The sequence below is a fragment of the Nonomuraea harbinensis genome, from assembly GCF_019396385.1.
Lineage (GTDB): Bacteria > Actinomycetota > Actinomycetes > Streptosporangiales > Streptosporangiaceae > Nonomuraea > Nonomuraea ferruginea.
On the sequence record NZ_JAHKRN010000014.1, the window covers coordinates 63,322 to 76,864 of the forward strand.

Sequence of the window (13,543 nt, forward strand, 5' to 3'; positions counted from 1 at the left end):
AGGGTGCTTTGCCTATGGACGTTCTGAATCTCATCGGCGGCCGCTGGGTCGAAGGGGACGGCGCGGAGTTCGCCTCCGCCAACCCCGCCAGGCCCGCCGAAGTGGTGGCACGCGGGCGGTTCGCCTCGCCCGCCGAGGTGGAGCGGGCAGTGGCCGCCGCCCGCGAGGCCGCGCCCGGCTGGGCCGCCACCCCGCACCACGCCCGCGCCGCCGTGCTCACCGCCGCCGCCGGCCTCATCGACGACAGCGCCGACGCGTGGGGCGCCGAGCTGGCCCGCGAGGAGGGCAAGACGCTCCCCGAGGCCGTCGCCGAGGTACGGGGCGCGGCCCGCATCCTGCGCTACTACGCGGGCGAGGCCGACCGGGAGAGCGGCGAGGTCTACGCCTCCCCACGGCCGGGCGAGAACGTGCTCGTCGTCCGCAAGCCGATCGGCGTCGCCGGGATGATCACCCCGTTCAACTTCCCGATCGCCATCCCGGCCTGGAAGATCGCCCCCGCGCTCAGCTACGGCAACACCGTCGTGTGGAAGCCGTCCTCGCTGGTGCCGCTGCTGGCCTACCGGCTGGCGCGGGCGCTGACCGACGCCGGGCTGCCCGGCGGCGTGCTCAACCTCGTCCACGGCGAGGGCGACGCCGGCTCGGCCATCGTGGACCACCCCGGCGTGGACGCGGTGTCGTTCACCGGCTCCACCGCGGTCGGCCGCGCCGTCATCGCCCGCTGCGGCGAGCTGGGCAAGCCCGTGCAGACCGAGATGGGCCCCCTGGTCAGCTCGGCCGCCCGCGACCGGGTGACGGCCGGCGTGGCGCGCGCCGTGGCCGAGGGCGCCGAGCCGCTGGCCGGCGGCGAGCCGCTGGACCGCGACGGCTGGTTCACGCCGCCGACCGTGCTCGGCCTGCCGGGCACCGGGGTCGACTTCTGGCGCACCGAGCTGTTCGGGCCGGTCGTCGGCGCGGTGCGGGCGTCCGGCGCCGAGGAGGCGCTCGCGCTGGCCGATCTCAGCGACCACGGCCTGTCGGCCGCCGTCTTCACCAGGGACCTCGGCGTCGCGCTGTCGGCCGTCGACCGGCTGGAGGTCGGCGTCCTGCACGTCAACTCCGAGTCGGCGGGCACCTTCCCGCACGTGCCGTTCGGCGGGGCCAAGCAGAGCGGCTTCGGGCCCAAGGAGCAGGGCCGGGCGGCCAGGGAGTTCTACACCCGGACGGTGACGGTCTACCTGGGAGCGCCGGCGTGACCGCGCTGGACGGGCTGCTCGTCGCCGACTTCAGCCGGGTGCTGGCCGGGCCGTACGCCACCATGCTGCTCGCCGACCTCGGGGCCGAGGTAGTCAAGGTGGAACGGCCCGGCGCGGGCGACGACACCCGCCACTGGGGCCCGCCCTACGCCCCCGGCGGCGAGGCCACGTACTATCTCGCGGTCAACCGCAACAAGCGGTCGATCGCGCTCGACCTGCGCGACGAGGCGGACCTGGAGGTCGCGCGGGCGCTGGCCGCCCGCGCCGACGTGGTCGTGGACAACTTCAAGCCGGGCACCATGGAGCGGCTCGGCCTCGGCCACGAGACGCTGCGGGCGCTCAACCCCGGCCTGGTCTCCTGCTCGGTCACCGGGTTCGGGTCGGGCGAAGGGGCCGCGCTGCCCGGCTACGACCTGATCGCGCAGGCCGTCGGCGGGCTGATGAGCGTCACCGGCGAGCCCGGCGGCGAGGGCACGAAGGCGGGCGTGGCCGTGGTCGACGTGATCACCGGCCTGCACGCCGCGCTCGGCATCCTCGCGGCCCTGCGCCACCGCGACCGCACCGGCGAGGGCCAGCACGTCGAGGTCTCGCTGCTGTCCTCCGTGCTGTCGGCACTGGCCAACCACTCCTCCGCGTACGCCGCCGCCGGGGTCGTGCCGCGGGCCATGGGCAACCGGCATCCGAGCGTCGTCCCGTACGAGGTGTTCCAGGCCGCCGACCGGCCGATCGTCATCGCGGCCGGGAACGACCGGCAGTTCGTGGCGCTCTGTGAGGTGCTGGAGCGGCCCGACCTCGCCGGGGACGCCGGATACGCGACCAACGCCGGCCGGGTCGCCGCCCGCGACCGGCTCGTGGACGAGCTGAACAAGGCGCTCGCGGCGCGCACCGCCGACGAGTGGTTCGAGCTGCTGACCGCCGCCGGGGTGCCGTGCGGGCCGATCAACGACCTGGCCGCCGCGTTCGCCCTCGCCGGCGAACTCGGCCTGGAGCCCAAGGTGGAGATCGACGGCGTGGGCCAGGTCGCCAACCCCATCCGCCTCGGCGCCACCCCGCCCGCCTACCGCCTGCCGCCCCCGGCGCTCGGACAGGACGGGGATTGGGTTCGTGGGATATTGGGGGGATGAGTGCGGATGAGGCGCGGCGCAGGCCGCCGACGGCCCAGCAGTTCGTGCTGGGCGAGCTGCGCCGTGCCATCACCACCGGCCGCCTGCGCCCCGGCGCCCCGATCAGGCAGGACGCGCTGGCCGAGGAGCTCCAGGTCAGCCGCGTCCCGCTGCGCGAGGCGCTGAAGACGCTCCAGGGCGAGGGCCTGGTCCGTTACGAGGCCCACCGGGGCTACTCGGTCGAGACGCTCTCGCTCGACGACCTGCGCGAGGTCTACCGCATCCGCGAGCTGCTGGAGGAGGAGGCCGTGCGCCGCGCGGTGGCCCGGCTCGCCGACGCCGACCTCGACCGGCTGCGGGCCGCGCAGGACGACGTCGAGCGGGCCGCCGACGCGGGCGACGTGCTCGCCATGGCCACCGCCAACCGGCTCTTCCACATGACGCTGTTCGACTGCGCGGGCATGCCCCGGCTGTCCCGCCTGATCAGGACGTTGTGGGACACCACCGACGCCTACCGGTCGATGTACTACGGCGGCCCGGCCAACCGCGAGCGGGTCGTCAAGGAGCACCGCGCCACCCTCGACGCGCTCCGCCGCCGCGACGCCGACGAGGCCGTGGCCACCCTGACGGTCCACCGCGCGCACGCGGTCGCCGAGCTGGAGTCCCTGCTGTCCTGACCTGCGAAGGGACGCGCGCGCACCGTTCTTCGCTTACTGTGCATCTCGGACAGCTCGACACGGAGGATGACGTCGGTCAATGAGCACGCAGGCGCAGGAGCAACTCGGCCCGTACCGGGTGATCGAGAAGATCGGCGAGGGCGGCATGGGCGTCGTGCACCTCGGCCTCGACGGGGCGGGCCACAAGGTCGCGATCAAGGTGCTGCACCCGCACGTGGCCGCCGATCTCAAGGCCCGCGACCGGCTCTTCCGCGAGGTCGACGCGATGCGGCGGGTGCGCAGCCGGTACGTCGCCGAGGTGGTCGGGGCGGAGCTCACGAGCGGGCAGCCGTTCGTGGTGACCCGGTTCGTCCCCGGCCGCACGCTGGAGGAGACCGTGCTGACCCAGGGGCCGCTGGAGGCCCGCGAGGTCATCAGGCTCGCCCTCGGGCTGTGCCGGGCGCTGGTCGACATCCACGCGGCCGGCGTGATCCACCGCGACCTCAAACCGTCCAACGTCATGCTGTCCGGCGGCGAGCCGCTGGTCATCGACTTCGGCATCGCGCACCTGGTGGACGCGGTCCGGCTGACGCGGACGGGCATGTTCGTCGGCACGCCCGGCTACCTAGCCCCGGAGATCATCCGGGGCACGCAGATCACCCAGGCGGCCGACGTGCACGCGCTGGCCTCGACGGTGTTCTTCGCCGCCACGGGGCTGCCGCCGTTCGGGACGGGGACGTTCGAGGCGGTCTGCTACAACACGATGGAAGGGCGGGCGCAGCTCGACCAAGCCCCGGCCTGGCTGCGCGGCTGGCTGAGCCGGGCGCTGGAGATCGACCCGGTGGCCCGGCCCCGCGCGGGAGAGCTGCTGCGGATGGCCGAGGCGCTCGATCCGGCGGGCGGCGCGGACCGCACCCGAGTCATGGACCCCGCCTCCGCGTCGGGTCACTCCTCTGCGGCCTCCGCGGTCCCCGCCTCCACTGCCAGGCTCGCCTCTTCGTCGGGCCCCGCCTCCTCGTCCGGTCCTGCCTCCTCGTCTGGTCCTGGCTCCTCGTCCGGTCCTGCCTCTTCGTCTGGGCCCCTCTCCTCGTCCGGCCCCGCCGCCCGGGCGGGCATCGGTCCGTACGGGAAGACCGTGTCCGACCTGCTGCCGCCTGTCGAGTACGCGGCGAGCGCGCCGGAGGAGGGCGGCCCGCGGAAATGGCCGCGTCTCCGGTCTGCGGAGCGCCGCCCGTCCTCGCCGCCGCCCCCGTCTCAGCCGTTCGAGCTCCGGAAATTCCTGGCCGGCAGCGACTTCGTCGGCGTGCTCATCCTCGTGACGCTGGTGTCGATGACCGTCATCATGCCGGTCGCCGTGGGCCTGGCGATGGCGGCGCTCGCGCTGGCGCTGCGCGCCGGCGACCACTTCCTCGACGAGCACCGGCAGCCGCTGGTCAGGGCCGCGCTCGTGGCGCTCGGCCACACGCTCCTGGCGCTGGCGTTCGGCATGGCCGCCGCGGTGTTCCTGCACTGGGCCGGCCCGCTGAGCGCCGGCCACGTGGACTCCCTGGCCGCGGGCGCGTTCACGCTGGGCCTGTTCGTGCTGCCGGGCGCGGGCGCGGTGCGGCGGGCCGCCTCGCGGATCCTCGCCCGACTGCTGCCCGGTCACCGCGCGACCGTGATGTCGGCGGCCGTGATGGGACCGATCGCGCTGATCTCGCTGATCGCCCTCGTGATCCCGGGGTAGCGACCGCTGACCGGCCAGGTCAATGTGAGTCAAGCGCACATTTCTGTACACCCTCCGCTTTCCATATGCGTCTATATCCCGTTCAGTCCTGCTGTTCACGGGAGACGCATCGATGCACATCCGTTCCCTGGCCGGGGCCGTCACCGCCGTGGCCGCGATCCTGTCCGTGGGCGTCGCCGCACCGGCGACCGCCGCCGACCGGCCGTCAGGCCTGCCCAAGGGCGCCATCGCCACGAAGGTGGTCAAGATCGTCGACGGGGACACGATCGACGTCATGCGCAAGGGGAAGAAGATCCGGGTCCGGCTCCTGGAGGTCGACACCCCCGAACGGGGCCAGTGCTGGTTCCAGACGGCGACCGACCGGACCGCCGCGCTGCTGCCGCTCGGAAAGACCGCCTACCTCGTACGGGACAAGGACCCGAAGGACCGGTACGGCCGCTGGCTCTACTACGTGTGGAACGCCAAGGGCGTGCACGTCAACCGCAACCTGGTCCGCTACGGCTACGGCCGGGCGGTGCTGTACAAGCCGAACGACCGCTACATCAAGATCATGCGCACCGAGCAGCGCAAGGCCCAGAAGCAGCGGCTGCGCATCTGGTCGGGCAAGTGCGACAAGGGCGCCGCGCCCACGTCCACGCCGGCCCCGAAGGCCACCAAGACCCCGAAGCCGACGAAGACCCCGAAGCCCGGCACCGACCCGCGCTTCCGCACCTGCGGCGACGCGAACGCCGCCGGCTACGGCCCGTACCAGCGGGGCCGCGACCCCGAGTACGCCTGGTACCAGGACCGCGACGGCGACGGCCTCGTCTGCGAGCGCTGACCCGCGCGGGCGAGCCGACCCGGGGCCACCGGGTTCTGTCGGAGACGATCTCTACGGTGTGCGGCATGACGACACACCTCCCCGGCGACGGGGCGTGGCCCCGCGTGCGCAGGGCCATCACCACTGGCGACCCCGCCCTGGTCGCGGACGCCGTGCTGTCCCTCGACGAGGCCGGGCGCCGCGAGGTGGCCGACGGGCTGCCCGGCCACATCGGCGTCGCCAGGAAGGCGGTGACCGAACGCGACCGGCGCCGGGGCGTGTGGACCGACGGCGAGGAATGGATCGAGCCCATGCGGGTCGCCGGCGCGGGCGTGCTCGGCGGTGCGGCGGCTGTCGCGACCTGGCTCTACCGCCGCGACTTCACCCGCTGGCGGCGCCCGCTCGACTCGGGGCCGCTGCTGCGGGTGATCGCCGCGCGGCCGCCGCGCTGGCAGGCCGATCTCGCCGCGCGGCTGGCTCTGCGGCTGCGCGGGAGCCGCGCCCAGGCTCGCGACGACAGCGTGCCGCTGGCCCTGGAGCTGCTGCGCCGCTCCGGCGCCGTGCCGCCCGACCACGACCCCCTCACGGTCGCCTGGGTGTCCCAGCCGCCGGACCTGGAGCACGACCCGCTGGCCGGCCACCTGGTGCCCCGGTTGTTCGAGGCCGAGGGCGTGGGCCGGGCGCTGCGGGAGGACAACGTCGACCCGCCCTCCTGGGATTCCAGCCGCCGCACCTGGCTCGGCGCGCTGCGCGACGCGGTCGCGGCCGGCCGGCTCGACCCTGAACCGCTGGTCGACGGCTGCTTGAGCCGGTTCCTGCGCGGCGGTGACGCCACCGACCTGCGGTTCTTCGCCCGTCTGCACGAGATGTTGGCCCCTGAGCCGAGCGAGCGGCGCGTCCCCGACTACCTGCGGCTGCTGCCCGCCTCGCCGGGCGCGGTGGCGGAGCTGGCGCTGCGGCAGCTCCGCGGCGCCGGCGGGCTGCGCGGTGCGGATCTCGGCGAGGCGGTGGCGGCGCTGCTGTTCCGCCCCGAGGGCAAGTTCGTGCGCGCCGGGCTGACCCTGCTCGACCGGGCCGCCCGAGACGCGGCCGGCGACCTCGACGACCTCGCCCCCGCGCTCGCCTCGGCGTTCCTGTGCGAGTCGTACGAGGTGCGCGAGCGGGCGGTGCGCCTGGCCGTCAAGCACGCGGCGCGGTTCACGCCCGCCGGGGCCGAGACCGTGCGCGAGGCCGCGAGCGTGCTGCCCGCTGAGCTGGCGGCGCGGCTGCCGGAGGCGTACGGCGCGGTGGCGGCCGAGCCGGAGCCGGCCGACGACTTCGAGCCCGTGCCGCTGCCGCCGTTCGAGCCGCCGGCCCGTGAGCCGTTCCCGCCGCCGCTCGGCGACCTGACCGCCGCCTACGACAAGGTCGGCGACGGCATCGTCTTCGAACGGTGGCTCGACGGCTTCGTCCGCGACCCGTCCAAGCGGCCCCGCCCCGGCCGGGGCTGGATCTACGAGCGGCCCCACTGGTGCCACTTGGCCGAGTGGACCGAGGCGCTGCTGCGCGAGGCCGCCGACCCCGGGGCGGAACCCCCGGTGCGCCCTCGCGCCGGCCACGCCGCCGAGTGCGACACGGAGGCCGGCTTCGACCGGTTGCCGGCCCCGGGTCACGTCTCGGCACCCCACTACGCCATGCTGATGCGCTGCGCCGAGATCCACGCGGCGCTGAAGGCCGGCGCGTTGCCGCCGTATCTGCTGGCCACCCCCACCCTGACCTCCGGCCACCTCGACCCCGCCGAGCTGGTGGCGCGTGTCGAGGGGTACGAACGGGCCGGTGCCGAGGCCCTTCCCGCCGACCTGGGGCAGGCGCTCCTGCGGCTGCCGCGCGAGGTGGACCCGGAGGTGATCGACCGCGCCGGGAAGCTCACCTCGGAAGCGGGCGCGACGCTGGCGCGCCGGCTGGCCGCCCGCCCGGAGCCGGAGCTGCGCGTGGACTGGTCCCACGCCAACGGTGACTACACGCACGACCGGCAGCGGGGTGAGCACAGCCCGCGGCTGCGCCCGCGCATCCGGGTCGAGCCGACCGGGCTGGCGCTGGTCGACACGCTGCTGTCCGATCCGCGCCCCTGGACGTTCGAGGACCACGGCCGCTACATGGAGTCCTGGCGGCTGACGCTGCCCTCGGACCGGGAGGCGGTGGCCATGCACCTTCTGCCGCACCTGCTCAACGTCTGGGAGCGGCCCGGCTACTTCCACCGCTACGTGGCCGCGCTGTTCTCCCAGGACGGGCCGGTGGGCGAGGCGACCGCGCTGCTGATCGCCGCCCAGGTGGCCGAGCGTGGCCGGGACCTGCTGCTGAGCGCCGCCGCCGCCGGGCTTCTGCCCGCCGTGGAGTGCGGCCGGCAGCTCGGGCTGTGCCTGCGCAGGGACGTGGCCAGAATGAGCGACGTGCGCGCGATCCTGGAGGAGTGCGCCGAACGGGGTGCCCACCGGGAGGTGTGGCAGATCATGACCGGGCTGCTGGCGGTCTATCTGCCGGGGCCGGACGAGCGGCCGCACGCCTCACACACCCAGGCGCTCTCGTTCGCGATCGACGCCGCCCGCCGGGCGGGGGCGCGCGGCCCGCTCCCCGCCGCCGAGGAGGCGGCGGCGCGCAAGGGGGCGAGCCGCTTCGTACGGACCGCCCGCGCCCTGCACGCCCAACTCGGCGGATGATCGGCTCAGCCCCGGGCCTGGGCCGGGGGAGGCGAGGTGATCTGATCGGCTCAGCTCTGGGCCTGGGCCAGGGGGAGGCGTAGCACCAGGCGGGCGCCGCCGGGGTGGTCGGCGACGTAGAGGTCGCCGCCGTAGGCCTGGGCGATCTCGCGGCCGATCGCCAGGCCGAAGCCGGACCCGCGCGGGTCCTTCGCGCGCGCGTCGGCGCGGCGGTACATGCGGTGGAACACCTTCTCGCGATCCGCCGGCGGGATGCCGGGACCGTCGTCGATGACCTCCAGGAAGGCGGACGGCGGGTCGGCGGTCACGACGATCTCGATCTTGCTCGTGGTGTGCCGCTCGGCGTTGGCGACCAGGTTGGACAGGACTCTGGCCAGCCGGACCCGCGAGGCCCGGACCACCACGCCCGGGTCGAGCCGGGTGATCACCTCGCCGCTCGGCGGGTGCTCCTCCAGCTCCTGCACGACCAGCCGGCCCAGGTCGACGCGGTCGGTCGCGGGCGGCGTCGCCGTGTAGAGGCGGGCCAGGGCCAGCAGGTCGCCGACGATGGCGTCGAGCCGCTCGACGTCCCGGTGCAGCTTGCGCAGGGTCGGGTGCATGCCGGCGTCCGACTCGGTGAGCGCGACCTCCAGCTCGGTCATCAGCCCGGTGATCGGGTTGCGCAGGTCGTGGGTGGCGTCGAATAGGAACCGCTGCTGGTGCTCGATGGCCTCGTGCAGCGCCGACACGGTCTGCTGCTCCTGCCGGTACGCCTGTTTCAGCCGGGAGCTGAGCTCTACCAGGTCGCGGGCGCGGCGGTGGATGTGCGGCTCCTGCTCGTCGCCGTCGTGGCGGGCGTCCGGCGCGTCCCCGAGCAGGGGCGTGATGTCCTCCGCCCAGCACATGATCCAGCTCAGCCGCCTGCCCCGGTCGAACACCGGCACGTGCACCAGGTTCCAGTGGTGCTCCTCCAGCTCGCCGCGCCGCTCGGCCTCGACGTCGTGCCGGACCAGGGGGATGACGTCCATCTCTCCCGTGCTCGTCACCTGCTCCAGCGAGGTGCGCAGGGCTTCCACGAACCCCGGAGGGCTGGCGAACGCGGTCAGGATGGACCGCCCGAGGACCTCCTCCCGGGTGCGGCGGGTCGCCCTCAGGCAGGCGTCGTTGACGGCCACGATGACCAGATCCGGCGTCACCACCGTGCACGGCGTCGGAATCGCGTCGAACACCGCCGCGTAGTCGAGCTTGGCCCCCATCGCACATCCCCCTCGCCCCCTCCTACCCCGAAAAGGCCGTTGAGGTGCGAAAACGGGGCAACCATCACCAGCGGACCGGCACCCGCTCCAGCCCGCCGACGATCAGGCCCTCGCGGCGCTCCAGCTCCCCGGGCGGCACGGCCAGCGCCAGCGACGGCAGCCGCTCCAGCAGCACCTTGAGCACGGTCTGCAGCTCGACGCGGGCCAGCGCCTGGCCCAGGCAGGAGTGCGGGCCGACGCCGAAGGTGACGTGCGCGTTCGGCGCGCGGTCCAGCCGCAGCTCGCCGGCCCGCTCGAAGTGCCGCTCGTCGCGGTTGGCCGCGGCCAGGCTGCATACCACGGTGGTGCCCTTCGGCAGGGTCTCGCCCGCGACCTCGACCTCGTCGCTGAGGTAGCGCGGCATCCCGAAGCCAGGGTTGGCGTCGAAGCGCAGGACCTCCTCCACGGCCGGCGGGATCAGCGACGGGTCGGCCAGCAGCGCCTCCCAGCGGGAGCGGTCGGCCAGCAGCATCGACGCCATCTTGCCGATCATGTTGGCGGTGGTCTCGTGCCCGGCGACCAGCAGACCCTTGGCCGTGCTCAGCATGAGCCGCTCGGTCAGGCGGCCGTCCAGCCCTTCGACCATCGCGAGCAGCTCGCTGATCAGGTCGTCGCCCGGCCCGGCCCGCTTGGCCTCGACGAGGGCGACGAGATAGGCGTCGAACTCGGCCTGGGCGGCGTCGATCTCGGCGGCGCCGTACCGGGTCATGCTGAGCAGGGTGTCGGACCAGTACGAGAACCGGTCGCGGTCGGTGTCGGGCACGCCGAGCAGGTCGCAGATCGCCCAGACCGGCAGCGGGAACCCGACGCCCGAGACGAGGTCGGCCGGCTGCCCCCGCGCGGCCATCTCCTCGACCAGGTGCCCGGCCATGGCCTCGATCCTGGGCCGCATCGCGGTCACCCGCCTGGCGGTGAACGCCCGGCCGACGAGCTGCCGCCAGGCCCGGTGCTCGTCACCGGTCATGGAGCGGCCGAGCGAGCCGAACACGCCGCCGGACTCCTGGGCGGTGGCCCGGGCGGCGTCGGGGGCGTCGAGCTGCCGGGTGAAGCGCGGGTCGGACAGGACCTGCCTGACGTCGTCGTACCGGGTCAGCAGCAGCGCCCGGTCACCGCTCGCCAGCCTGATGGGCGCCACCGGGCAGCTCCGCCGCAGCTCGGCCCACTCCGGCGGCGGCTCCAGCGCGGTGGGATTGCGGAACGGGTAGGCGGGTGGCTCATTCACGTCGATCTCCCCCGGACGACGACTCACCACCCAGGGTCTACCCCGAACACGGGTCAGCCGACGCCCAGCAGGGCGTGGTGCGGCCGTCCGAGTCGGTGAGGGGAGCCGTGCCGGCGACCGCACTCTACAGATCACTGTGCCAACGTCAATAGTTTGTAGCCCTTTCTAGCCCTCCTCGACCTCGATCGCGGCCCCCGGGCACACGGCCGCGGCCTCGCGCACCGCGGCGTGCCGCTCCTCGCCCGGCTCGGAGTCCAGCAGGACGACGATGCCGTCCTCGTCACGCTGGTCGAACACCTCCGGCGCGAGCAGCACGCACTGACCGGCGCCGCAGCAGCTGTCCTCGTCGACGACGACCTTCATGGGATTCCCCTCTCGATTCTCGGATCACCAGCGGACCGGGACCGTGCGCAGGCCGCCGACGGCCAGCCCTTCCACCCGCTCCAGCTCCGCCGCGGGCACGGCCAGCTCCAGCGACGGCAGCTTGCGCAGCAGCACCTCCAGCACGACCTGCAGCTCGGTGCGGGCCAGCGCCTGGCCCAGGCAGGAGTGCGCGCCGGCGCCGAACGCCAGGTGCGGGTTCGGCGTGCGGCCCAGGTCCAGCTCACCGGCCGCGTCGAAGGCGCTCTCGTCGCGGTTGGCCGCCGCCATGCTGCACACCACGGTGGTGCCCTTGGGCAGGTGGACGCCGCTGACCTCGGTCTCGTCGCGCAGGTAGCGCGGCAGGCCGAAGCCGGAGTTGGCGTCCATCCGCAGCGTCTCCTCCACCGCGGTACGGATCAGCGACGGGTCGGCCAGCAGCCGCTCCCACCGCGTCCGGTCGTCCAGCAGCATGGCGACCATCTTGCCGATCATGTTGGCGGTGGTCTCGTGCCCGGCGACCAGCAGCCCCATCCCGGTGACCAGCACCTGGAGATCGGTCAGCCCGCCCTCCTCCGGGCCGCCCGCCGCGAGCAGCTCGCTCAGCACGTCGTCGCCCGGCTCGGCCCGCTTCGCCGCGAGATGGTCGGACATGTACTGGAAGAACTCGCCCTGGGCGGCGTCGATCTCGGCCTTGTCGTAACGGGTCAGGTTGAGCAGCGTGTCGGACCAGTACGCGAACCGCTCCCGGTCCTCCGCGGGCACGCCCAGGATGTCGCAGATCACGTACACCGGCAGCGGGAACCCCAGCGCGGCCCGCAGGTCGCCGGGCGCGCCGTGCTTCACCATGTCGTCGATGAGCTCCTCGGCCATCGCCGCCATCGACGGCCGCAGGGCGGCCATCCGCTTGGCGGTGAACCACCGGCCGACCAGGCGCCGCCAGTGCAGGTGCTCCTCGCCGCCGTCGGGGATGATCTGCGCCATCTCGCTGTTGAACAGCCCGCCGTCGTCGGTGGCCGACAGCCGGGCCGCGTCGGGCGCGGTGAGCAGGCGGGTGAAACGCGGGTCGGCGAGCACCTGCTTGACGTCCGCGTACCTGGTCAGCAACGTCGCCTGGTCGCCGCTGGGCAGCTTCACGTGGGCCACCGGGCACTCGCCGCGCAGCTCGGCCCACTCCGCGGGCGGCTCCAGCGCCGCCTCGCTGGGGATGGGGTAGCTCAGGTCCTGCTTCATTCGTCATCTCCTCCGTACGGATGATTCATCAGGACGAGCCGGTCGTCAGGCGAGCGCGCTCTGCCTCAGCAGACGCGCCTGCTTGGCCATGTTCCAGCCGAGCACTCCCGTGACCCGCCCGCCCTCGCGGTAGAGGGCGGCGAAGCGGCGCTCCGACGGGTCGCCTTCGGCGACGCTCAGCTCGGCCTCCGGCGACGGCAGCCCGTGCGTCTGGATCTTGACGTCGTACTGGTCGGTCCAGAAGTACGGGATCGGCACGTACGGGCGATCGGCGCCGAGCAGGTTGGCCGCGACGACCTGGGCCTGCTCGGTGGCGTTGGTCCGGTTCTCCAGCCGCAGCCTCCTGTGGAGGCCTTCGTGCCAGAAGGAGGCCACGTCGCCCACGGCGTAGACCCCGTCGGCGGCGCGGCAGCGCGCGTCGCACGCCACCCCGTCACCCAGCACCAGCCCACTGCCCTCCAGCCACCCGGTGGCCGGCCGGCACCCGACGGCCACCACGACCGCCTCGGCGGGCAGCAACTCGCCAGTCGTCAGCCGCACCCCCGAAACCCGCCCGCCGTCGCTCACGAACCCGGCGACCTCGGCGCCGAGCCGCAGGCGGACGCCGCGTTCGGCGTGCAGCCGGGTGAGCATGCCGCCGACCTCGGCGCCGACCTGCTCGCCGAGCAGGGTGTGCCCCATCCCGGCGAGGGTGACGTCCAGGCCCAGGCCGCGGGCGGTGGCGGCGACCTCGGCCCCCAGCACCCCTTCGCCCACGACCACCAGCCGAGGGCCTTCCGCCAGGTGCGCGCGCAGGGCGACGGCGTCGTCCATGCCACGCAGTACATGCACACCCGAGAGCCCGTCCTGGCCGGGCAGCCGGGCGGGGGCCAGGCCGGTGGCGATCACCACGGCGTCCGCGCGACGCACACGCCCGGACCCGTCGGTGACGGCCCGCGCCTCCGCGTCGAACGCGACGGCGGGCTCGCCCAGGATCAGCTCGGCGTCCAGCGCCTCCAGCTTCGCCACGTCACGCAGCTGGGCCCGGGACGGCTCCCACTCGCCGGCCAGGACCTGCTTCGACAGCGGCGGCCGGTCGTAGGGGAGCCGGGCCTCGGCGTCCAGCAGCGTCAGCCGCCCTCCGTAGCCGAGCCGCCGCAGGGCCTCCGCCGTGCTCAGCCCGGCGGCCGACGCGCCGACGATCAGGATGCTCCGGGGGGTGGTCACGGGACACACGTCCGCATATGGCGATCCTTCCGCTCG

Annotated in this window: 11 protein-coding genes; 6 read left to right on the forward strand and 5 right to left on the reverse strand. The window is 74.2% G+C overall.

The features are described 5' to 3' along the window. Positions 1 to 14 precede the first annotated feature (14 nt). From KME79_RS17035 to KME79_RS17060, 6 genes are all read left to right on the forward strand, one after another. Entirely contained in the window at positions 15 to 1,232 is a 1,218-nt protein-coding gene (locus tag KME79_RS17035; RefSeq protein WP_219545254.1) for an aldehyde dehydrogenase family protein, read from the forward strand. After that, a complete protein-coding gene (locus tag KME79_RS17040; protein WP_219545255.1) occupies positions 1,229 to 2,356 on the forward strand; it encodes a CaiB/BaiF CoA transferase family protein in 1,128 nt (375 codons plus the stop codon). Before KME79_RS17035 ends, KME79_RS17040 begins: the two co-directional genes overlap by 4 nt. Then, positions 2,353 to 3,012, forward strand: a complete 660-nt coding sequence (locus KME79_RS46325) for a GntR family transcriptional regulator (RefSeq protein WP_219545256.1) — start codon at positions 2,353 to 2,355, stop codon at positions 3,010 to 3,012. Before KME79_RS17040 ends, KME79_RS46325 begins: the two co-directional genes overlap by 4 nt. A 79-nt stretch (positions 3,013 to 3,091) precedes the next feature. Beyond that, positions 3,092 to 4,717, forward strand: coding sequence for a serine/threonine-protein kinase (locus tag KME79_RS17050; RefSeq protein WP_219545257.1), 1,626 nt, complete (start codon positions 3,092 to 3,094; stop codon positions 4,715 to 4,717). A 112-nt stretch (positions 4,718 to 4,829) separates the two neighbouring features. Next, on the forward strand, positions 4,830 to 5,537 hold the full coding sequence (locus tag KME79_RS17055; protein WP_219545334.1) for a thermonuclease family protein: 708 nt from the start codon (positions 4,830 to 4,832) through the stop codon (positions 5,535 to 5,537). Between the two features lie 65 nt (positions 5,538 to 5,602). Next, complete coding sequence (locus KME79_RS17060) at positions 5,603 to 8,212, forward strand: DUF7824 domain-containing protein (protein WP_219545258.1); 2,610 nt, start codon at positions 5,603 to 5,605, stop codon at positions 8,210 to 8,212. A 50-nt stretch (positions 8,213 to 8,262) separates the two neighbouring features. On the opposite strand, the gene KME79_RS17065 is transcribed toward KME79_RS17060, so the two are convergent. The 5 genes from KME79_RS17065 to KME79_RS17085 form a co-directional block, all read right to left on the reverse strand. Continuing rightward, a complete protein-coding gene (locus tag KME79_RS17065) occupies positions 8,263 to 9,447 on the reverse strand; it encodes a PAS domain-containing sensor histidine kinase (RefSeq protein ID WP_219545259.1) in 1,185 nt (394 codons plus the stop codon). Positions 9,448 to 9,511: 64 nt separating this feature from the next. After that, entirely contained in the window at positions 9,512 to 10,714 is a 1,203-nt protein-coding gene (locus KME79_RS17070; RefSeq protein WP_219545335.1) for a cytochrome P450, read from the reverse strand. Positions 10,715 to 10,873: 159 nt separating this feature from the next. Then, entirely contained in the window at positions 10,874 to 11,071 is a 198-nt protein-coding gene (locus KME79_RS17075; RefSeq protein WP_148033191.1) for a ferredoxin, read from the reverse strand. Between the two features lie 24 nt (positions 11,072 to 11,095). Further along, complete coding sequence (locus KME79_RS17080) at positions 11,096 to 12,301, reverse strand: cytochrome P450 (RefSeq protein ID WP_219545260.1); 1,206 nt, start codon at positions 12,299 to 12,301, stop codon at positions 11,096 to 11,098. Positions 12,302 to 12,346: 45 nt separating this feature from the next. Next, entirely contained in the window at positions 12,347 to 13,507 is a 1,161-nt protein-coding gene (locus tag KME79_RS17085) for an NAD(P)/FAD-dependent oxidoreductase (RefSeq protein ID WP_219545261.1), read from the reverse strand. Positions 13,508 to 13,543 lie beyond the last annotated feature (36 nt).

Coding starts and splice junctions, on each gene's coding strand:
- KME79_RS17035 (WP_219545254.1), top strand. CDS start 15: ATGGACGTTCTGAATCTCATCGGCGGCCGCTGGGTCGAAGGGGACGGC.
- KME79_RS46325 (WP_219545256.1), top strand. CDS start 2,353: ATGAGTGCGGATGAGGCGCGGCGCAGGCCGCCGACGGCCCAGCAGTTC.
- KME79_RS17050 (WP_219545257.1), top strand. CDS start 3,092: ATGAGCACGCAGGCGCAGGAGCAACTCGGCCCGTACCGGGTGATCGAG.
- KME79_RS17055 (WP_219545334.1), top strand. CDS start 4,830: ATGCACATCCGTTCCCTGGCCGGGGCCGTCACCGCCGTGGCCGCGATC.
- KME79_RS17060 (WP_219545258.1), top strand. CDS start 5,603: ATGACGACACACCTCCCCGGCGACGGGGCGTGGCCCCGCGTGCGCAGG.
- KME79_RS17065 (WP_219545259.1), bottom strand. CDS start 9,447: ATGGGGGCCAAGCTCGACTACGCGGCGGTGTTCGACGCGATTCCGACG.
- KME79_RS17075 (WP_148033191.1), bottom strand. CDS start 11,071: ATGAAGGTCGTCGTCGACGAGGACAGCTGCTGCGGCGCCGGTCAGTGC.
- KME79_RS17080 (WP_219545260.1), bottom strand. CDS start 12,301: ATGAAGCAGGACCTGAGCTACCCCATCCCCAGCGAGGCGGCGCTGGAG.